Source organism: Peptoanaerobacter stomatis, from assembly GCF_000238115.1.
GTDB classification, from domain to species: Bacteria; Bacillota; Clostridia; order Peptostreptococcales; family Filifactoraceae; genus Peptoanaerobacter; species Peptoanaerobacter stomatis.
Map to the genome: position 1 here is coordinate 1 of NZ_JH414568.1, position 20,940 is coordinate 20,940.

A 20,940-nucleotide genomic window follows, 5' to 3' on the forward strand; every position below is an offset into this window, starting at 1 on the left:
TGTAGCTTAAGCAAAATAAACCCCCAGTTTTACTGGGGGAATAAAAATCTTTAGATAAAAGAAAACCTCCTTTTGATATAATAGAATTGGTCCGCCAAAACCAAAATAAAATCAAAAGGAGGTTTTTGTTATGAAAGACATAAATAGTTTATCACATTCCAAGTGGAGATGCCAGTATCATATAGTATTTGCTCCCAAATTTAGAAGAAAAGAAGTCTATGGAAAAATAAAACTAGACATAGGAAAAATATTAAGGAAGCTGTGTGAACAAAAAGGAGTAGAGATAATACAAGCGCAGGCATGTGTGGACCATATACACATGTTAGTGAGTATACCGCCAAGTTTAAGTGTATCACAATTTGTAGGATATTTAAAAGGAAAGAGCAGTCTTATGATATTTGATAGACATGCGAATTTAAAATATAAATATGGAAACAGGCATTTTTGGTGCAGAGGATATTATGTAGATACAGTGGGAAGAAATAAAAAAGTAATAGAGAATTATATAAAGAACCAATTGCAAGAAGATATAATAAATGATCAGATATCATTTAAAGAATACATTGACCCGTTTACGGGTAGCAAGAATAAATAGGCAAAATAAAAAGCTGCTTTAGCAGCAGCCAGTAAAAAATATGCAATTGGCGGACTATTCGATACCTCTTGAGAGGTAGCTAGTAAAATACCCTTTTAGGGCTTTGCAAACCACCAGTTCAACTGGTGGTTTTGATTTGTTTATTGACTTATATATCTTTTTAAAGGTTTATATTTTATACTAATAACCAATCTAATAGTAGAGATAATTCGTTCTCTATGAATAACACTTTTTACAATATTTTTAGTTAATAAATTTATGGTGTCACATAATCTATCTACTAAATAATTCGATGTTTTTATTTGTTTTTAGTATTAATAAACAACGTTGTCTATTAATTGAAAAATAAATTGTTTCGGCTTTATCGTTATCCTTGTTTTTAGATTTGTCTTATTGTTGTTTATAAGTATCATCTTTCTTTTTTGATTAGTTCATTTAACAGTTTTAATTTAGTCGAAATATATTAAAATGACTAAATTAAAATTATTGACAACTAAATTAAAAAATAGTATTATAGGGATAGTTTAATCAAGTTATATATTAAATGAATGATTGAAATGAAAATGCTAATGAGGTAATTAGATGCGAGATTATAATTACGTAGAAAAATGGCATAAATTATTAACGCCTCAAATAGTTAAGAAGCTCGTTCTTATAAATGAATATAAGGGTAAATGTGGGATAATCATTGAATCGTATAAATATGAACTTAATGAATTGATAGAAATTGCCAAAGTTCAAAGTATAGAGGCTTCAAATATAATGGAAAGTATTCTGGTAGCAAAGGACAGATTGAAGAACTTAGTGCATGCGAAAACAATGCCTCGAAATAGTAAAGAATGTGAAATAGTCGGATATAGAGATGTATTAAATATAATTCATGAGAATTATGATTATATTCCAATAAATGTTAATTATCTTCTACAGTTGCATAGGGATTTATATAAATTTCTTAGAAGTATTGATGTAGGTGTATTTAAAACATCGGATAATATTATTAGCGATACTAATGAGAATGGAAACGAGAGTGTTAGATTTAGACCTGTATCTGTATTGGAAACATATTCTTCCATAGATGCATTGTGTAATGCGTTTCATGAAGCGAAGGGTGAAGTTGATCCATTACTGCTTGATATAATGTTTATTTTAGACTTTCTATGTATTCATCCGTTTAACGATGGAAACGGAAGAATTAGCAGGCTAATTACGTTACTTTTATTACACCAATCAGGTTTTATAGTTGGAAAATACATTAGTATTGAAAAAATAATAGAAGAATCAAAAGAAAACTATTATAAAGCTATTTATAACAGCTACATTAAATGGCATGAAAATAAAAATGATTACAAGCCTTTTATAAATTATATGCTTGATGTGCTTATAAATGCTTATAAGGAATTTGAAGATAAAGTGAAGTTGTTGACTAATCCACATTTTTCTAAAACCGATCGTATTCGTGAGATAATAAAAAATCATATGGGTACAATTACAAAATCTGAGTTGATGGAAATGAATCCATATATTAGTGATACAACAATTCAAAGAGCTTTAGCAGATTTGTTAAAAAATGGAAAAATAAAAAAAATAGGCGGAGGCCGTTACACAAAATATGTGTGGAAAGTGAAGGACTAAATGATTACAGGTGAATTAAAAAATAAAATTGATAGTTTATGGGATATATTTGCTGCAGGTGGATTAGTTAATCCTCTTGAAGTGATTGAGCAGATTACTTATCTAATGTTTATTCATGATTTAGATGATTCAGATAATATAAGGGCAAAAGAAAGCGCAATGCTGGGGCTTCCTTATAAGAGTATTTTTTCAGAAGAAGTAAAGGTTGGGGAAAGAACTATAGATGGTTTGCAACTAAAATGGTCTGTTTTCCATGATTTTCCAGCTGATAGAATGTACTCTGTAATACAAGAATGGGTATTCCCGTTTATTAAAACATTGCACAGTGATAGGAATAGTGCTTATTCAAAATATATGGATGATGCAATTTTTAAATTACCAACACCACTTGTTTTGTCAAAAGTTGTAGATTCATTAGATGAAATATATAAAGTAATGAATGAAATTCAGACTGCTGATGTACGAGGTGACGTATATGAGTACCTTTTATCTAAGATTGCACAGTCAGGATTGAATGGACAATTTAGAACTCCAAGACATATTATTCGTATGATGGTTGAAATGATGAACCCTTCAAGCGATGAAATGATTTGTGATCCTGCTTGTGGAACTTCAGGATTTTTAGTTGCGTCAGCAGAATATTTGAAAGAAAAGAAAAAGGAAGAAATTTTCTTTGATAAGCAGAAAAAAGACCATTATATGAACCATATGTTTTATGGGTATGATATGGATAGAACCATGCTTCGTATAGGAGCAATGAATATGATGACACATGGAATTGATAATCCATTCATTGAATACAGAGATAGCTTATCAGATCAAAATACCGATAGAGATAAATATACACTTGTACTTGCAAATCCGCCATTTAAAGGAAGTCTTGATGCAGAATCAGTATCAGGAGATTTGCTCAAGATGTGTAAAACAAAAAAGACAGAATTATTATTTATTTCTTTATTTCTTAGAATTCTTAAAATTGGCGGACGTTGCGCTTGTATAGTTCCAGATGGAGTTTTATTCGGCTCTTCAAAAGCACATAGGGATATTAGAAGAGAAATTGTGGAGAATCATAGATTAGAGGCAATCATTTCAATGCCATCAGGAGTATTTAAACCGTATGCAGGAGTTTCAACTGCTATTCTTGTATTTACAAAAACTGAGCATGGAGGAACAGACAATGTTTGGTTTTATGATATGAAAGCAGATGGCTTCAGCTTAGATGATAAACGCTCACCAATTGCAGAAAATGATATTGAAGATATTATTGAAAGATTCAAGAATTTAGAAAAGGAAACAGACAGAAAACGTACAGATAAATCATTTATGGTTCCAAAGAAGGATATTGTAAGTAATGATTATGATCTTAGTATCAATAAATATAAAGAAATTGAGTATGTAGCAGTAGAATATCCTCCAACATCTGAAATTATGGCAAATATCCGTGAAATTGAAATGGAAATTGGGCAAGAGATGGAAGAACTGGAGAGATTGTTGGAGTTGTAGTATAAAAAATATGAAAGGGAATCTGAATTATGTCTTAAATAAATTCGGGTTTGCAGGAATAACGTAAATGTTAAAAACAGTTGATGAGTGTTTCTTTTATATACAGAATGGAGCAAATATAAAGCAGGGAGATATTGATGGTGGATTTCCTATTACAAGAATAGAAACAATAGCAAATGATAAGTTTAACAGGGATAGAATGGGGTTTGCAGGAATTATAGATCCAATAAAATATGAACAATATATACTTGAGGATGGAGATTTATTAATGTCACATATTAATAGCGTTCAATATTTGGGAAGAACGGTATTATATGAAAAGATGGAAAATGAAGTGATAATACATGGTATGAATTTGCTAAGACTAAGAGCAAATAGAAATATAATTAATCCAGCTTATGCAAAATATTATTTTTATGGATATAAGTTTAGAAAACAGCTTAATAATATCACTAAGAAATCTGTTAATCAAGCAAGTTTTTCAGTAAAAGATTTAAAAAAAATAATAATTGATATTCCTATAATATCAGAACAAGATAAATTAGTTAAAGTTCTTGATAAAATACATAAAATTATAAAAATTAGACAAAATGAGTTGCTTGAAATGAACAATCTTATTAAAGTCCGATTTGTAGAGATGTTTGGTAGTATTCATGAAAGTATAGAATATCAATATGCTTTTATAAAGGATTTAACTGATGTTATAAGTGGAGGCACTCCGAGCAGAGACAAGGCTGAATATTGGGATGGTGGAACAATTCCGTGGATAAAAACAACGGAACTACAGAATAATGTAATCTTTGATGCTGATGAGCATATTACAGAGTATGGTTTAGCTGGCTCTTCTGCTAAGTTAGTACCAGCTGGAACTGTTTTAGTTGCGATGTATGGACAAGGGAAGACAAGAGGTATGACGGCTTATCTTGGTATAGAAGCAGCTACAAATCAAGCATGTGCCTGCATTCTGCCGTCAGATAAAATTGATTCAATGTTTTTGTGGAAATATCTTGAACTTTCTTATGAAAAATTAAGAGACCTTGCTCAAGGTGCTGGACAGCCAAATCTTAATGGAAATATGATAAAAAATTTTCAAATATTAGTTCCGTCTATTGATAAGCAAAAGAACTATGTTGACTTCGTCCACCAAGTCGACAAATCAAAAGTTGCAGTGCAAAAAGCACTTGATGAAACGCAATTGTTGTTTGATTCATTAATGCAAAAATATTTTGGATAAATAAGTTTATTTATGGTTGGATGATGTTGGTAGATATAAGGAGATACCAACATGGAAGAGAAAATAGTATTAGTACTTAATGAGATGGCAGAGTACTTATCAATTAGTCAAATGAAAAAACTTCAAGAAGTGATTATTCGTAATTTTGCAGAAAATGAGGTCAAGAAAAAGGAAATATCCGATGAAGATTTTTTGAGAATGTTTCTTGAAGCAAAGCAAATAGAAGGTTGTTCGGAAAGAACCGTCAAATATTATAAAACTACTATAGAACACTTATTTTACAAAGTAAAATCAGGTGTAAGAAAAATTACTACGGAAGAAATGAGGGAATATTTATCTAATTATCAAAAGAGAAATAATTGTACCAATGTAACAATTGATAACGTCCGTAGGAATATTTCCAGTTTCTTTTCGTGGCTTGAAGAAGAGGATTACATTTTGAAAAGTCCGATGAAAAGAATTCATAAAATTAAGACAAAAACAGTTGTTAAAAGTACAATCTCTGACGAGGAGATTGAGCAATTAAGAGATAGTTGTAAAGAAAAGAGAGATTTAGCCATTATTGATTTGCTATATTCAACAGGAATAAGAGTGGGAGAGTTGGTAAACCTTAATATAGATGATATAGATCTTGAAGGACGTGAATGTATAGTATATGGAAAAGGAGATAAAGAACGTAGAGTATATTTTGATGCTAAAGCAAAGGTTCACTTGAAAGAATACATAGATAAAAGAAAAGACAATAATAGAGCTCTTTTTGTCACTTTAGATTCACCTTATGACAGATTGAAAATCAGTGGTGTGGAAATTCGGCTTAGAAAACTTGGAAAAGAATTAAATTTGGAAAGAATACATCCGCATAAGTTTAGGCGTTCAATGGCAACCAGAGCTATTGATAAGGGTATGCCGATAGAACAAGTACAGAAAATTCTTGGACATTCACAAATTGATACAACAATGCAGTATGCAATGGTAAATCAAAATAATGTAAAAACATCTCATCAAAAATTTATGTCTTAATTAAATTCGGGTTTGCATGGGATAGTGTATGGAAAAGATACTATTAGAAGATTGTTGTGATATATTGGATTCAATGAGAATTCCTATTACAGCATCGGATAGAGAAGAAGGGAAATATCCTTATTATGGAGCAAATGGATTACAAGGTTATATTAATGATTATATTTTTGATGATGACTTAGTATTACTTGCTGAAGATGGAGGAAATTTTGGTTCCAAAGAAAAACCTATTGCATATAGAGTTTCCGGTAGATGTTGGGTAAACAACCACGCACATGTATTGAAAGCAAAATCAGGTTTAAATATAGATTATTTATGCTATTCTCTAATGTTTTATAATGTTGATGGATTAATCAATGGAGCTACAAGACAGAAACTTACTCAAACAGCCATGAGAAAAATGAAAATACCTTATAGAGTTATAGATGAACAGGTATCTATTGTTGGAAAACTGAAAATTATTACAAAAATTATTGAACAAAGAAAACAAGAATTACATTTTTTAGACAATCTTATTAAAGTCCGATTTGTAGAGATGTTTGGGGAGCCAATAATGAATTCTAAAGATTGGAAAATGATGGAATTGGGAGAGTTGACAGAGATAGGCTCAAGTAAGCGTATTTTTGAAAAAGAATATGTTTCTTCAGGCATTCCATTTTATAGAACAAAAGAAATTGTTGAGCTATCAAAGGGAAATAATATATCTACAGAACTTTATATTACAAAAGAAAGATTCAAAGAAATAAAAAAACAATACGGAGTTCCCCAAGTGAATGATTTATTAATTTCAGCAGTTGGAACAATTGGAGTAATTTGGATTGTTGATGGCAAGAACGATTTTTATTATAAAGATGGTAATTTGATAAGAGTAGATGCTTCAGCTAAATTTAATTCTGTGTATCTAAAGAATTTATTAGAATTTTTAATTACAAGATACAAAAAGAGTATGTCTGTTGGAACGGCTTATGCGGCACTAACAATATCGGGACTAACAAAAATGAAAGTATATGATATTCCTATAGAACTTCAAAACGAGTTTGCCACTTTTGTTAAGCAAGTCGACAAATCAAAATTTATGTAGGAGATATACATAAGAAAAATAAGATTAAAAATGGAAATTGACAATTTGATAAATGTATTTAAAAGAAATATTGAATAGGAGGTTTCCTATGATTACAAACTTTGATTATCTAAAAAATGAATCAAAATTCTCTACATTCGCAGATGTTGCAATATCTGCAGAGAAGATTATCCTTATGGATCCTCAGGCCAGTATTATAAATAGTCGTAGAGCTATGGAGTTTGCATTAAAGTGGATGTATTCTGTAGATGCGGAACTTAAAATGCCATACCAGGATAATTTACAAAGCTTGATGAATGCGGAAGAGTATAGACAGATTGTAGGGCCTGATCTTTGGAAACGTATGGATTATATTCGTAGAAGTGGAAATAATGTTGCGCATAGTAATAAAAAACTTGGAAGAGATGAGGCGATGCTTTGTCTTGAAAATTTGTTTATTTATTTGGACTACATTGCATATTGTTATTCTGATGAGTACGAAGAGCATTTTTTTGATAAAACAATAATTATTTCTCGAATAGAGAGGGCAAAGGAATCAAAAGAGAGTGTTAATTCTGTAAAAGAAGAATTAGCAAAACAGCAGGAGAAGTCTGCAAAACGAGAACTTGATTTACAGAAATTAATTGCAGAAAATGCCTCACTTAAAGAAGAACTTTCGTATAGAAGACAGGAACAACAGCAAACTTATGTACCGAAACCTCTTGATTTATCTGAGTATAAAACGAGAAAACTATACATTGATTCTATGCTGATGGACGCAGGTTGGATAGAAGGTGAGGATTGGATTAATGAGGTTGAACTTCCTGGAATGCCAAATAAATCTGAAGTTGGATATGCGGATTATGTTCTTTATGATGATATGCATAAACCATTGGCTGTAATTGAGGCAAAAAGAACTTGTGTTGACGTTTCTAAGGGAAGGCAACAGGCGAAACTATATGCTGATTTATTAGAACAAAAATATAAGAGAAGACCGGTTATTTTTCTTACAAATGGATTTGAAACTCATATTATTGATGGACAATATCCTGAGAGAAAATGTTCATTTATTTATTCAAAAAGAGACTTGGAGAAGTGGTTTAATTTGCTGAGAATGAGGACAAGTCTAAAACATGTCGTAGTAGATAAGAATATTGCCGGACGTTATTATCAAGAATCTGCTATTAAAGCAGTTTGCAGTAGCTTTGATGAAAAGAACCGTAGAAAAGCTTTGCTGGTTATGGCAACTGGTTCTGGGAAGACAAGAACAGTTATTGCCTTATGTGATTGTTTGCTGAAATCAGGATGGGTAAAGAATATTTTGTTTCTTGCTGATAGAAATTCACTTGTTACACAGGCTAAAAGAAGCTTTGTGAATATGTTGCCTAATTTATCATGTACAAACATTGTTGAAGAAAAAGATAACTATAGTGCACATTGCGTATTTTCAACTTATCAGACAATGATTAATTGTATTGATACAATAAATGATAAAGAAGGAAAACTTTTCACATGTGGTCATTTTGACCTTGTAATTTGTGATGAGGCTCATAGGTCTATTTATAATAAATATACAGATATTTTTTCATATTTTGATGCGCCACTTATTGGACTTACAGCTACGCCAAAGAATGAAATTGATAAGAATACCTATGAAGTTTTTGAATTGGAAAACGGAGTACCCACTTATGGTTATGATTTAGCACAGGCTGTAAAGGATGGATATCTCGTTGATTATGTATCTGTTGAATTAAAACTTAAGTTTATTGAGCAGGGAATTGTGTATGATGAATTATCAGAAGAAGATAAAAAGGAATATGAGGAGACATTTGAGAATGAGCAAGGTGATTTGCCAAAATCAATAGGTTCATCAGCACTTAATAGATGGATATTTAATGAGGATACTATAAAACAAGTATTAAATATTTTGATGACAGATGGTATCAAGATTGATTACGGACAGAAATTAGGAAAGACTATTATTTTTGCAAAAAATCATGATCATGCAGAAAAAATTTTGGAAGTTTTTAATAAAGAGTATCCGCATCTTCTTAATTATGCAAAGGTAATAGATAATTATATGACCTACGCACAGAGTGTTATTGATGAGTTTTCTGATTCAAGGAAAATGCCTCAGATTGCAATTTCCGTAGATATGTTAGATACAGGTATTGATGTACCGGAAGTTTTGAATCTGGTTTTCTTTAAAAAGATTATGAGTAAAGCAAAATTTTGGCAGATGATTGGTCGTGGTACAAGACTTTGTCCCGGTCTATTAGATGGAGAAGACAAGCAGAAATTCTATATCTTTGATTTTTGCGGAAACTTTGAATTTTTCAGAATGAATAAAGGAAAAGCCACTGCTAACATGATTGCAATTCAAGGGGCAATTTTTAATCTGAAATTTGAGATTTCATATAAACTTCAAGATATAGATTATCAGATTGATAGCTTGATTGCATATAGAAATACATTGGTTAAACAAATGAGCGAGAAGGTACAGGAATTGCTGAAAAATAATTTTGCTGTTCGTCAGCACTTGAAGTATGTAGAATTGTACTGCTCAGAAGCAAATTATCAGACTATAACATATGAAGATACATTAATTGTAAAAGAAGAGGTTGCACCTTTGATATTGCCGGATAGAGAAGATATAAGCGCTGTGAGATTTGATGCGCTTATGTATGGAATTGAATTGGCTTATTTATATGGAAAGAAATACTCGAAGGCTCGTACTGATTTATATACGAAAGTTGCAGGAATTGCAAGGGTTGCCAATATACATGAAATTCAGGTGCAGTCAGGTTTTATTAATCAAATTCTTAATACAGATTATATTGATAATGCTGGAATAAATGAATTTGAAGAAATAAGAAAAAGGATACGCAATTTAATGAAGTATATACCAAGAGAAATGATCAAATATGTAACAAATTTTACTGATGAATTGATTTCAACACAATGGAAAGAATCTGAGCTTGAGAATGATGAACTTAAAAATTATAAGGCAAAGGCAGAATATTATATTAGGCAACATCAGGATAATATTGCTATTGCAAAGTTAAGGACAAATCAACCTTTAACTAAGCAAGATGTTGCTTTGTTAGAAGAAATATTATGGTATGAAATTGGAACAAAACAGGATTATGAAAATGAATTTGGAACAAAACCTCTTGGTGAATTTGTTCGTGAGATTGTAGGACTGGATATGAATGCGGCCAAAGAAGCATTCTCAGAATATTTGACAAGTACAAGTCTTGATAGCAGACAAATTTACTTCGTAAATCAGATTGTTGAATACATTGTTCATAATGGAATGATGAGAGATCTTTCAGTGCTTCAGGAATCTCCGTTTACAGATCAGGGAAGTGTCGTTGAGATATTTAAAGATTTGACTGTATGGATTGGAATTAGAAAGGTTATAGATACAATAAATGACAATGCAGCAGCATAAATTTTAATTTCATTAGATAGGAATTTAAAATATAATTTTTTATTAAAATCATCATATCTGTTGCCGTTTTTATTAGTTATTGTGATAGATACATCCTTTTTGCTTAATATACATTTATTGTTGATGTCTGCTTACTTAGTATAGAACCGGTATGAAAGGAATAAGGTTGAGACATTATGTCAAAAAAAGATTCGAAATTTCAAGTTAGATTTATGTCTTTTCTATTTCGTGGAAAAGAAATATTTAAACCTTTAAATACAGGTTTTATTGATAAAAAAGTAAGCTGTATCAGGGAATATGTAGCTAATATTTACTTTTATACAAAAGATGGTTATACTATTATGATTGATGCAGGATATAATTATGATAGACTTGCAGAAAAAATGAGTTGGCTTAATATTAATCCGAAAGATATAAAGGAGATTTTAATTACTCATCAAGATACTGATCATGTAGGAGCTATTGAAAGAGGCAGTGATGAATTATTTAGTGAATCAACAATATATATCGGAAGAATTGAAAATGAGTATATAGAAGGTCATAAACGGCGTAAAGTCTTTTGGGGATTACATAAATTACCTCAAGTGTATATTGATAATAAAAAAGTCTTGATTGACGATGGACAAGTGTTTTATATTGGAAATATTAAAATAGAAGCTTTTCTTGTGCCGGGACATAGTTGGGGACATCTTGTATATCTAATTGATGATGCTTATTTATTTACAGGAGATACGATTTGGTTTGGAGCAGATGGCGGTTACGCATTTTTAAATACTCTTGCTGAAGATAGAAAGTTGCAAATTAAGTCACTTAAAAGATTGGAAGAAATACTGAGAAAAAGAAATCTTAGGTTAAAGATTATTACAGGGCATACAGGCTGGACTGATGATATAGACTTTGCTTTTGCTCATGTAGATGAAGTTTGTAATTCATTAAGGCGAAAACCAAAAGTTCATGATCCTAAAGCACCATATGATGGCTTTGATGAAAGAAATGATACAAAAGCAAACGCAAGAGATGGTTTCCTTGATAAGTGTTAGAAATGTATATTTGCTTATAGTGAAAAGTATGCTGATTTGAAAAAAGGCAATAAAAATTGTATCAAAGTTTTTAAAATTTAGATTTAGTAAGAAATAGTACACAATATGAACGAAAAAATAACATAAAAAGGAGAAATTAAAATGTTAGAAATAGGAACTAAGGCACCTGAGTTTGAACTGCAGGATCAAAATGGAGATTTACACAAATTAAGTGATTATTTAGGTAAGAAAGTAGTCTTATATTTCTACCCCAAGGACAATACACCGGGTTGTACTAAGCAAGCTTGTGGTTTTAGCGAGATGTATCCTCAATTTGTAGAAAAAAATGCGGTGGTTATAGGCGTAAGTAAGGATAGTGTGAAATCTCATAAAAAATTTGAAGAAAATCATAATTTGGGATTTACATTGTTATCTGATGAGCAATTAGATACTATAAAAGCTTATGATGTTTGGAAAGAAAAAAAGAATTATGGAAAAACATATATGGGCATAGAAAGAACAACGTATTTAATAGATGAAAAAGGTATTATAATAAAATCTTTTGGTAAGGTAAAAGCGGCAGACAATCCATCGCAAATGTTAGGAGAAATATAGTGAGAATAATAATTTCGCCTGCCAAAAAGATGAGTGTTGATGAAGATAGCTTACAATATAGTTCTTTACCTGTTTTTTTAGAGGACAGTACAAAGATAATGCGTTTTATACAGTCTTTAACTTATGAACAAGCTAAAAAATTATGGAAAGCTAATGATAATATAACCAAGCAAAACATAGAAAGGTTCGCTGATATGAGCCTTACAAAAATGCTCACGCCGGCAATTTTTTCTTATGAAGGAATTCAATATCAGCATATATCTCCATCCTCTTTGGAAGATAATATGATTGAATATATACAAAAAAATCTTAGAATTTTGTCAGGATTTTATGGTGTCCTTAAACCTATGGATGGGGTAAGTCCATATAGATTGGAAATGCAAGCAAAAACTGATATAGATAATGTAAAGGGTTTATATGATTTTTGGGGAAGAAAATTATATGATGAAGTTATTGATGAATCACGTATAATTATAAATCTTGCCTCTAAAGAATATTCGAAATCTATAGAAAAATATATACAGTCTGAAGATAAGTATATAAGTATCAGCTTTTATGAAATATCAAAAGGGAAATTAGTCCAAAAAGGAACTTATGCTAAGATGGCAAGAGGAGAAATGATAAGGTTTATGGCAGAAAATAATGTTCAAGACATAGAAGATATTAAAAAATTTAATTTTATGGGATATAGATTTGAGCACAATATATCTAATGAAAATGAGTATGTATTTGTAAAATAAATTTTTATTGAAATTAAAATGTATATTAACTTAAATGCTAATGCTACTATCTAATAAAATTATGGATAAATAATATAATAGAGCACCAATATAAATGTTTTATTATAAAAATTAATTATTATAAACTTCCATTATTCTATAAGATTTCAGTATAAATATACACTTTTTTAAAACTTTATATTTATAAGCTATAAGCTCTATTAGTCGGAAAATATTATTCAAATAATCAAGGATAAGTACATGAAAACAAAAGAAATTGAGATAATGGGTTGTATAAACGTGCCTATAAATACAGATATATAAATTTATTGATTTTGTCGAACAAAACAATTGGTTTTTTGGTTGTGGTTATAGGGAGATAATAGATGGACATTATGTAAATGAAGATGGGAGTCTTGGAGAAAAGATATAAATTAGGCTTAGTTTTTTTTGAAATCCCCCATTTGAAATGGGGGTTAGGTAACTTAGCTATAATTAAATACGTTTTTAATCAAATAGACTTTAGATAATATTCAAACAGCATTATATCTTCTTTTGTTGTGAGTTTCAGATTTGGTAGGTCATTTTCTGTTATGTGGATATTGTTATAGTATGGCATAACTATTTGTGTATCGTCTGTTACATCTATATTACCTGATTTAATGGCATTAATATGAGAATTATATATTATATCAAATCTGAAGCTCTGTGGTGTTTGTACATTATAAACGAAATCTCTGTCCAAATATTTTGAAATTTGACAGTTTTTTGCAATTATCATAGTATTTTTGGTCTTTTGTGCAAGTGTAACAGCTTTATATTTTTTTGTATCTACAACACATTTATCTATCATATCTGGTGTTATCATTGCACGTACTCCGTCATGTATCAAAATTATATCATCATCTTTTGCATAGTTTTTTATATGAGATATGGCGTTGAATACTGATTGTTGTCTTGTACTTCCGTTTGATATTAATGAAGTGAATTTGCTTATTTTGAAATCTGATATTATATTTTCGATATTATTTTTATAACAATCGAGGCATACTACGACTATTTCATCAATCAGTTCAGCTTGTTCAAATGCTATAAGTGTATATGAAATTACAGGCTTGCCGTTTATTTTTATGAATTGTTTCGGTATTTTTGACTGCATTCTACTTCCTGTACCGCCTGCTAATATTACAGCTATATTCATATTATTTCCTTTCAAGAGTTTTATTATAAAAAAATATAATATACTTTATTTTTAATTAATTATTCTATTATCTAAATTATAGATATTTTAATTGGATAATAGTATTTAGCATTATATTTCAATTTGAAATACAAAAATTATAAAAGCATATTATATTTGAGAAATTTCTATATAAATTTTTTAATCTTTGCCTATATCATAAGACGCATATGCGTTCATGCTCATATCCGATATGTTACCTCTAAGATATTCATAATATCCACAGCTACCTATCATAGCACCATTATCAGTGCATAGAGAAAGTGGAGGATAGTATAATTTCAAGTTTTCTTGTTCACATATTTTGGTTAAAGTATCTCTTAAATATGAGTTTGCTGATACACCTCCTGCTATGGCTATGTCTTTTATGTTTAATTCTTTTGCAGATTTTATCAAATTTTCACACAGTATGGATATTACAGCTTTTTGAAAAGAGGCTGCGACATCTGCTCTGTTAACTTCAATATTTTTCATTTTCATAGTGTTAAGATAATTAAGTACAGCTGACTTAATACCTGAAAAACTAAAATCAAGCGAGTTTTCAAAATGTGTTTTTGGAAAATCTATCGCATTTTCATTTCCCTCTTTTGCCAAGTTGTCAATTTTAGGTCCACCAGGATATCCAAGCTCAAGGCATCTCGCTACTTTGTCAAATGCCTCTCCTACAGCGTCATCTCTTGTTTTTCCAAGTACAATATATTTTGTATAGTCCTCAACTTTTACAATATGAGAGTGTCCACCTGACACAACAAGGCATAAAAATGGAGGTTTTAATTCTTTGTGTGCTATATAATTTGCACATATGTGAGCTCTTATATGATGTACTGCTACAATAGGTTTATCAAGTGCAAAAGCAAGAGATTTTGCAAATGATACGCCTACAAGTAATGAGCCTACAAGACCAGGTCTGTTGGCTACACTTATAAAATCAATATCATCAAAATTAACATTCGCATCACTTATTGCTTTTTTGCATACATCATTTATATTTTGTATGTGATTTCTTGATGCAACCTCTGGTACAACTCCTCCGAATTTTGTGTGTATAGGTATTTGAGTGTCTATTATGTTTGACAGTACATCTCTGCCGTTTTTTACTATTGCTACAGCTGTTTCATCACAGCTCGTTTCAATGGCAAGTGTTATTAAATCTTTCATCTTAAATCCTTTTTTTAATTATTTTGCTCCAAACTCAAACATATCAGGAAAATAATATACAGATGAAGGCGAACATATAAAAAGTACATAATCAGGTTTTAAAGTTTTAATTGTACTTAATAAATTCTTTCTTATATTTTCGTATCTTGTATCCAATAAGTGAATTTGAGCTATATTTGTGCTTAAGTATGCACTGAAAGGCATAGCAAATGAGTCTTTTATTATAGCTATTTTTGAATTGTTATCTATATTTTCATTTGTTATGATTTCATAAGGGCTTCCATATCCCATCATAGTAGTGTATTTATCTGTATATATATCTTTACTTTCCAATATTTCTTTGTTTACAAAAACTTTTTCAAAATTACCCATTTTTTCACCTAATAAGGCAAAATTTTCATCGTATTTTTTATAACTGTAATTTGTTTCAAACGCAGGCAGAATTAACTCGTAGTCATCTTTTTTTACGATATAATCTTTACCAACTCTTTTACCCATTGAGCCTATATAAGTATTTTCGGTTTTTTGTACACTATAATTTGTAAGCAGATTGGAGTTGTTTTTGTTGTAATAATCATATGAAAGAGTATTTTTTAAAAATTCTAAGGTTTTTTGATATGCCCAAAATGCAGTTTCATTTTTCCAATGCGTATCTGTCATATAAAAATATCTTGTATCGTCCATTTGCTCTTTAAAGTAGTCAGAGTTCAGATTAAGCGTTGTTACACCATTTTCCATAAGAGTTTGATAAAGTTCATCTGAGTTTGTAGTTGCATAGTCGAGTACACCATAAGGAAAATTTTCTGAGTTTATGCTGTGTTTATTAGGAGGCATTATAAATGCTGTAGGTATTTGCGATTTTTCAAGCTCAGTCTTTACATAAGCGATATTTTTTACAGCTTTTTCATTTATATTTTTTTGAGGAATAATATAATAAAGCATATCGTTATTGCCTTTATATACACGTCTTTCAGCTAAACTGTCATCTACAAGTTTTTTGCCGAAAAGTTTTTGCAATGCACCATATTTTTCAACAAAAAATAATTTTCCTGCAAAATTTTCATTAAAACTGCTTTCCAAGTAGTTGTGTTTTTCTTTTAATATGGAATCTTTTGCAAATAATGACAGCTTTGAAGTATCAAAAGTTTTAGTGTTATCGCTGTTTATCAAGTTCAAATAACTTATTGCTCCTAAAATTGTTAGAAACAACAAGAAAAATGAAATCAAAAAATATTTTTTCAATATATTTAATATATTCATTTAATCACCTGTTAAATAATCTAAAAATTGAAATAGATAAAAGGATTATAGCTTCCTTTTATTATATATAATGTGCAAAGTATCAATAATATTATAATAACTATTATACTGAAAATATTGTATACATAGGATTTTTCCGGATTTTTGAATATTATTTTAGGCAGTATTTTGAAAAAATTTGTGCAAGATAGTATTGCAAATATATAAATTAATAAAAAATCTTTTATATAAAACAGTGATTGAGAATTTACAAGACCTCTATTAGTTATGTTGAACATATTTGCTATATACAAAAAAGCACTTCTTATACTGTCGCTTCTAAATATAACCCAAAGTAGTACAATTACTACCATTGTATAAATTCTGCACAAAAAATATGGCAATATTCTATCTATAGATTTGTTGTTATGAGTGGCTTTAAAGTGTTTTTCAAAGGTTAAGAATACAAAATACAACAATCCCCAAAGTACAAAAGTCCATTTAGCACCATGCCATAAACCTGTTAATACCCAAACTATGAGTAGATTTATTATGGTTTTATTGAATCCTTTTTTTGAACCACCGAGTGGAATGTATAAATAATCTTTAAACCAAGAAGATAATGTTATGTGCCATCTTCTCCAAAAATCTGTCACAGATTTTGCGAGATATGGATTTTTGAAGTTTTCAGGAAAATGAAAACCTATCATTTTACCTATACCTATTGCCATATCAGAATATCCTGAAAAATCAAAATATATTTGCAGAGTATAAGATATTGCACCAAGTGTAAGCATTGCAAAACCGGCATCTTTAGGATCAAGCATAAAAGCTCTGTCAGCTACAATAGCCATAGAATTTGCAATCAAAACTTTTTTTGAAAGACCATAGACAAATCTTTTAAGTCCGTCATTTATATCATTAAGATTGAATTTTCTGCTTTTTATTTCTTTTGCAATATTGCTGTATCTTACTATAGGACCGGCAACTAATTGCGGAAACATACTTATATATAATGCAAAATCCAATATATTTTTTTGATAATGTATAGAATCGTTTCTGGCATCATCATAATAAACATCAAACACATAAGACATAGTTTGAAATGTAAAAAATGATATGCCTATCGGTAAAGGTATGTTTACAAGGGAAATATTCGCTAAAAAGAGCGAATTTATTGTAGCTATCAAAAAATTCGTATATTTGAAAAATGCCAATAATCCTATATTAAGTACAATACTGATTATAAGAAATTTTTTTTGCTTGGATTTATCTCGTGTAGAATGTATATTTTTGGCTATGAAGTAGTTTACTATTATGGAAATAATCATAGCATATACAAAAATAGGTTCACCTGTAGAATAAAAATACAAACTTGCTATCAGTAAAAATATATTTTTTAATCGTATATTAGGTAATAAAAAATATATTATCAAAAATATAGGAAAAAATAAAAATAAAAATAATGTGCTTGTAAAATTCATAATTGCTCCAAACTGTATATTATTAAATTTAATCCAATTTTATCATCAATTTCATAAATTGCTTAATAAAAAAATTGTTCAATAAAAATTTTATTTTAAAATATATTTTTATATTATAACATAAAATCTAAAAAAATTCTTAAAATACAAAATAAAATTAATCATAGAAAAATTTGAATTAATATAGAAGCGTTTAAAAATTCATATAAAAACCTCAAAAAAGTATTGACATATTTAATAAAATCAAATAAACTATATCAGGTGTAAAGTTAATTTGCTTTACGGTGGAGATTATGGAGATAAAAAAAATACTTGAAATTAATGAATTACTTGATATATACGGAGATTTGTTGACAGTAAAACAAAGACAGGTTATGAATCTGTATTATGAAGAGGATTTATCATTAGGAGAAATAAGTGAGGAGTTAAATGTGTCAAGACAGGCAGTTTATGATACAGTAAAAAAATCCGAGCAGTTATTATATTCTTATGAAAAATCTTTGGGTGTCAGAAATACCGGTTTAAAAAACAAAAATTTTAAAGAAAAATTGATAGCATATCTTATTTCTTTTGAAGATAAATATTCAAACAGTCTTACACAAGACGAACTGATTGATATAAAAAAGATTACTGAATTTTGTAAGGAGAGCTTGATATGATATTTGAGGGACTTGCAGAAAAACTTCAAAATACACTTCAAGGGTTAAGAGGTAAAGGAACTTTAAGTGAAAAAGATGTAGATGCTGCAATGAGAGAGGTTAAGCTTGCCTTACTTGAAGCTGACGTCAATTATAAAGTGGTAAAAGATTTTGTAAAAAGAGTAAAAGAACGCTCAATAGGTGAAGAAGTTCTAAAAAGTCTTACACCGGGACAACAAGTTATTAAAATTGTAAATGATGAGCTGAAAGAGTTAATGGGTGGAGTACAGAGCAAATTAAACATATCATCAAAGCCACCTACTGTAATACTTATGTCAGGTCTGCAAGGTGCCGGTAAAACAACAACTACAGGTAAACTTGCACACAATTTGAAACAACAGGGTAAAAATCCTATGCTTGTTGCTTGTGACGTTTATAGACCTGCAGCTGTTAAACAATTGGAAATATTAGCTGATAAAGTCGGAGCAAAATTTTACAGTGAAGAAAATAACAACAATCCTGTACAGATAGCTACGAATGCTGTAGCAGAGGCAAAAACATTAGGATTTGATATAGTTATAATAGATACAGCCGGTAGACTTCATATAGATGAAGAATTGATGGATGAATTAAAAAATATTAAATCATCAGTAAAACCTCATGAGATATTGTTAGTTGTAGATGCTATGACCGGACAGGATGCAGTCAATATAGTAAAGACTTTTGATGAGGCTTTAGGTATTGATGGGGTAATTTTATCAAAACTGGATGGAGATACAAGAGGAGGTGCTGCACTTTCTATAAGAGCAGTTACCGACAAACCTATAAAATTTTCTGCAACAGGCGAAAAAATAGGAGATTTGGAGCCGTTTTATCCTGATAGAATGGCAAACAGAATACTCGGCATGGGAGATGTACTCTCACTCATAGAAAAAGCACAATCATCAGTTGATATGGATGCCATAAAAGGGTTGGATTCAAAGATGAAAAATATGGATTTCAACTTTGATGACTTTTTACTTCAAATGCAACAGATAAAAAAAATGGGTTCATTGAAAAGTTTGATTGAAATGATACCTGGACTTTCAAAACAGATGAAAAATATAGATGTGGATGATAAGGAACTCGTTAAAATAGAAGCTATAATACAATCTATGACAAAACAAGAGCGTGCAAATCCGTCAATAATAAACGGCAGTCGCAAACTTAGGATAGCAAAAGGCTCAGGAATGCAAGTAAATCAAGTAAACAGATTGTTAAAACAATTTGAAGAGACAAGGAAGATGATGAAGCAGATGAGCACTTTTACAAAAGGCAGGAAAAAGATGAAATTCCCGTTTTTGGGAATGTAGATTTCAGTTAATTATTTTAAATAATTATTATAAATAATGATGAAATATAAAAAAATATATTTCTAAAAATATTAATTTTAGGAGGTGAAAAAATTGGTAAAGATAAGACTAAGAAGAATGGGAGCAAAAAAAAGACCATTTTATAGAATAGTAGTAGCTGATGCGAGATCTCCAAGAGATGGAAGATTTATTGAAGAAGTAGGTTATTACAATCCGATGGGTTCTAAAGATGTAAAAATAGATTCTGAAAAAGCAAAAAAATGGTTATCTACAGGTGCACAACCTACAGAAGTAGTTAAATCATTATTTAAGAAAAACGGCATTATGGAATAACAATCACAAAATAGGGGGCTGAAAATGAGAGAACTATTAGACGTAATTGTAAAATCTTTGGTTGATAAACCGGATGAAGTAGTGATAACAGAGAATCACGGAGAATATTCCGTAATAATAGAACTTAGAGTTGCAAAAGATGATATGGGTAAAGTTATAGGAAAACAAGGAAGAATTGCAAAAGCAATCAGAACTGTACTTAAAGCTGCATCTATAAAAGAAAATAAAAAAGTAACTCTTGAAATAATAGGCTAATAAAAAAACTGCTGCAGTTTATGTGGCAGTTTTTTTATTAGCATGTTATAAAAATCTTAACTGTAAATAAAAAATAATTTATAAAAATTCACTACTTTAATAAAATATGATATAATATAAAATATAATTTTAAAAGAAATTGGGGTGTTTTGTATGTATATAAGCTCTAATAATAAAGATAAAGATATGTTTTATACAAAGATGAAATTATTTACTGATTATGACAGCAGGTGGATTGATGGAAATATAGTTAAATATGGAAAAATACATTTTAAAGCTCCTGACGAAAAAACTTATAATTCAAGGAAAACTATAATAAAATATTATCAGGTGGATTATGAAAATATCCAAGATAATGAGGAGTTTGCTGAAAATGAGATATAAGTATTA

General features: G+C 29.7%; 19 protein-coding genes. 15 read left to right on the top strand and 4 right to left on the bottom strand.

Annotated elements, in window-relative coordinates:
• Positions 1-130: 130 nt before the first annotated feature.
• The 10 genes from tnpA to yaaA all read left to right on the top strand — a co-directional run bounded on the left by tnpA (position 131) and on the right by yaaA (position 12,872).
• Positions 131-595 (top strand): IS200/IS605 family transposase, encoded by a 465-nt coding sequence (gene tnpA / locus HMPREF9629_RS10220; RefSeq protein WP_009526309.1) that lies wholly within the window; start codon positions 131-133, stop codon positions 593-595.
• Positions 596-1,177: 582 nt separating this feature from the next.
• Complete coding sequence (locus HMPREF9629_RS10225) at positions 1,178-2,227, top strand: Fic family protein (RefSeq protein ID WP_009526310.1); 1,050 nt, start codon at positions 1,178-1,180, stop codon at positions 2,225-2,227.
• The gene (locus HMPREF9629_RS10230) at positions 2,228-3,730 is read left to right on the top strand and encodes a class I SAM-dependent DNA methyltransferase (protein ID WP_009526311.1); all 1,503 of its coding nucleotides are present in this window, start codon (positions 2,228-2,230) and stop codon (positions 3,728-3,730) included.
• 67 nt (positions 3,731-3,797) lie between these two features.
• Positions 3,798-4,964 (top strand): restriction endonuclease subunit S, encoded by a 1,167-nt coding sequence (locus tag HMPREF9629_RS10235; protein ID WP_009526312.1) that lies wholly within the window; start codon positions 3,798-3,800, stop codon positions 4,962-4,964.
• 51 nt (positions 4,965-5,015) lie between these two features.
• On the top strand, positions 5,016-5,984 hold the full coding sequence (gene xerA / locus HMPREF9629_RS10240) for a site-specific tyrosine recombinase/integron integrase (protein WP_009526313.1): 969 nt from the start codon (positions 5,016-5,018) through the stop codon (positions 5,982-5,984).
• 28 nt (positions 5,985-6,012) lie between these two features.
• The gene (locus HMPREF9629_RS11945; RefSeq protein ID WP_009526314.1) at positions 6,013-7,065 is read left to right on the top strand and encodes a restriction endonuclease subunit S; all 1,053 of its coding nucleotides are present in this window, start codon (positions 6,013-6,015) and stop codon (positions 7,063-7,065) included.
• Positions 7,066-7,153: 88 nt separating this feature from the next.
• A complete protein-coding gene (locus HMPREF9629_RS10250; RefSeq protein WP_009526315.1) occupies positions 7,154-10,498 on the top strand; it encodes a DEAD/DEAH box helicase family protein in 3,345 nt (1,114 codons plus the stop codon).
• A 176-nt stretch (positions 10,499-10,674) separates the two neighbouring features.
• Positions 10,675-11,538, top strand: coding sequence for an MBL fold metallo-hydrolase (locus HMPREF9629_RS10255; protein ID WP_009526316.1), 864 nt, complete (start codon positions 10,675-10,677; stop codon positions 11,536-11,538).
• Positions 11,539-11,679: 141 nt separating this feature from the next.
• Positions 11,680-12,132: a thioredoxin-dependent thiol peroxidase gene (bcp, locus tag HMPREF9629_RS10260; RefSeq protein WP_009526317.1), complete on the top strand. Its 453-nt coding sequence runs from the start codon at positions 11,680-11,682 to the stop codon at positions 12,130-12,132.
• Positions 12,132-12,872 (top strand): peroxide stress protein YaaA, encoded by a 741-nt coding sequence (gene yaaA / locus HMPREF9629_RS10265; RefSeq protein ID WP_009526318.1) that lies wholly within the window; start codon positions 12,132-12,134, stop codon positions 12,870-12,872. Before bcp ends, yaaA begins: the two co-directional genes overlap by 1 nt.
• 490 nt (positions 12,873-13,362) lie before the next feature.
• Here the strand turns inward: yaaA and ispD are convergent, their stop codons facing one another.
• The 4 genes from ispD to HMPREF9629_RS10285 form a co-directional block, all read right to left on the bottom strand.
• On the bottom strand, positions 13,363-14,052 hold the full coding sequence (ispD, locus tag HMPREF9629_RS10270) for a 2-C-methyl-D-erythritol 4-phosphate cytidylyltransferase (protein ID WP_009526319.1): 690 nt from the start codon (positions 14,050-14,052) through the stop codon (positions 13,363-13,365).
• Between the two features lie 180 nt (positions 14,053-14,232).
• Positions 14,233-15,249, bottom strand: a complete 1,017-nt coding sequence (tsaD, locus tag HMPREF9629_RS10275) for a tRNA (adenosine(37)-N6)-threonylcarbamoyltransferase complex transferase subunit TsaD (RefSeq protein ID WP_009526320.1) — start codon at positions 15,247-15,249, stop codon at positions 14,233-14,235.
• An 18-nt stretch (positions 15,250-15,267) separates the two neighbouring features.
• Complete coding sequence (locus tag HMPREF9629_RS10280; RefSeq protein ID WP_009526321.1) at positions 15,268-16,509, bottom strand: alginate O-acetyltransferase AlgX-related protein; 1,242 nt, start codon at positions 16,507-16,509, stop codon at positions 15,268-15,270.
• Between the two features lie 20 nt (positions 16,510-16,529).
• Complete coding sequence (locus tag HMPREF9629_RS10285; protein ID WP_009526322.1) at positions 16,530-17,972, bottom strand: MBOAT family O-acyltransferase; 1,443 nt, start codon at positions 17,970-17,972, stop codon at positions 16,530-16,532.
• A 293-nt stretch (positions 17,973-18,265) separates the two neighbouring features.
• Here HMPREF9629_RS10285 and ylxM point away from each other — a divergent pair, with 293 nt between their 5' ends.
• The 5 genes from ylxM to HMPREF9629_RS10310 all read left to right on the top strand — a co-directional run bounded on the left by ylxM (position 18,266) and on the right by HMPREF9629_RS10310 (position 20,934).
• Entirely contained in the window at positions 18,266-18,631 is a 366-nt protein-coding gene (gene ylxM / locus HMPREF9629_RS10290) for a YlxM family DNA-binding protein (protein WP_009526323.1), read from the top strand.
• Positions 18,628-19,962 (top strand): signal recognition particle protein, encoded by a 1,335-nt coding sequence (gene ffh, locus HMPREF9629_RS10295; RefSeq protein ID WP_009526324.1) that lies wholly within the window; start codon positions 18,628-18,630, stop codon positions 19,960-19,962. Before ylxM ends, ffh begins: the two co-directional genes overlap by 4 nt.
• Before the next feature lie 93 nt (positions 19,963-20,055).
• Complete coding sequence (gene rpsP / locus HMPREF9629_RS10300) at positions 20,056-20,295, top strand: 30S ribosomal protein S16 (RefSeq protein ID WP_009526325.1); 240 nt, start codon at positions 20,056-20,058, stop codon at positions 20,293-20,295.
• Between the two features lie 24 nt (positions 20,296-20,319).
• Entirely contained in the window at positions 20,320-20,550 is a 231-nt protein-coding gene (locus tag HMPREF9629_RS10305; RefSeq protein ID WP_009526326.1) for a KH domain-containing protein, read from the top strand.
• 153 nt (positions 20,551-20,703) lie between these two features.
• Entirely contained in the window at positions 20,704-20,934 is a 231-nt protein-coding gene (locus tag HMPREF9629_RS10310) for a hypothetical protein (protein WP_009526327.1), read from the top strand.
• The last annotated feature ends 6 nt before the right edge of the window (positions 20,935-20,940 follow it).

What these genes read in the sequence shown, in the direction of transcription:
- tsaD (WP_009526320.1), bottom strand. Translation starts at nt 15,249, where the DNA reads ATGAAAGATTTAATAACACTTGCCATTGAAACGAGCTGTGATGAAACA.
- bcp (WP_009526317.1), top strand. Translation starts at nt 11,680, where the DNA reads ATGTTAGAAATAGGAACTAAGGCACCTGAGTTTGAACTGCAGGATCAA.
- HMPREF9629_RS11945 (WP_009526314.1), top strand. Translation starts at nt 6,013, where the DNA reads ATGGAAAAGATACTATTAGAAGATTGTTGTGATATATTGGATTCAATG.
- ffh (WP_009526324.1), top strand. Translation starts at nt 18,628, where the DNA reads ATGATATTTGAGGGACTTGCAGAAAAACTTCAAAATACACTTCAAGGG.
- ylxM (WP_009526323.1), top strand. Translation starts at nt 18,266, where the DNA reads ATGGAGATAAAAAAAATACTTGAAATTAATGAATTACTTGATATATAC.
- HMPREF9629_RS10250 (WP_009526315.1), top strand. Translation starts at nt 7,154, where the DNA reads ATGATTACAAACTTTGATTATCTAAAAAATGAATCAAAATTCTCTACA.
- HMPREF9629_RS10255 (WP_009526316.1), top strand. Translation starts at nt 10,675, where the DNA reads ATGTCAAAAAAAGATTCGAAATTTCAAGTTAGATTTATGTCTTTTCTA.
- ispD (WP_009526319.1), bottom strand. Translation starts at nt 14,052, where the DNA reads ATGAATATAGCTGTAATATTAGCAGGCGGTACAGGAAGTAGAATGCAG.
- HMPREF9629_RS10280 (WP_009526321.1), bottom strand. Translation starts at nt 16,509, where the DNA reads ATGAATATATTAAATATATTGAAAAAATATTTTTTGATTTCATTTTTC.
- HMPREF9629_RS10305 (WP_009526326.1), top strand. Translation starts at nt 20,320, where the DNA reads ATGAGAGAACTATTAGACGTAATTGTAAAATCTTTGGTTGATAAACCG.
- HMPREF9629_RS10310 (WP_009526327.1), top strand. Translation starts at nt 20,704, where the DNA reads ATGTATATAAGCTCTAATAATAAAGATAAAGATATGTTTTATACAAAG.
- xerA (WP_009526313.1), top strand. Translation starts at nt 5,016, where the DNA reads ATGGAAGAGAAAATAGTATTAGTACTTAATGAGATGGCAGAGTACTTA.
- HMPREF9629_RS10235 (WP_009526312.1), top strand. Translation starts at nt 3,798, where the DNA reads ATGTTAAAAACAGTTGATGAGTGTTTCTTTTATATACAGAATGGAGCA.
- HMPREF9629_RS10230 (WP_009526311.1), top strand. Translation starts at nt 2,228, where the DNA reads ATGATTACAGGTGAATTAAAAAATAAAATTGATAGTTTATGGGATATA.
- HMPREF9629_RS10225 (WP_009526310.1), top strand. Translation starts at nt 1,178, where the DNA reads ATGCGAGATTATAATTACGTAGAAAAATGGCATAAATTATTAACGCCT.
- tnpA (WP_009526309.1), top strand. Translation starts at nt 131, where the DNA reads ATGAAAGACATAAATAGTTTATCACATTCCAAGTGGAGATGCCAGTAT.
- HMPREF9629_RS10285 (WP_009526322.1), bottom strand. Translation starts at nt 17,972, where the DNA reads ATGAATTTTACAAGCACATTATTTTTATTTTTATTTTTTCCTATATTT.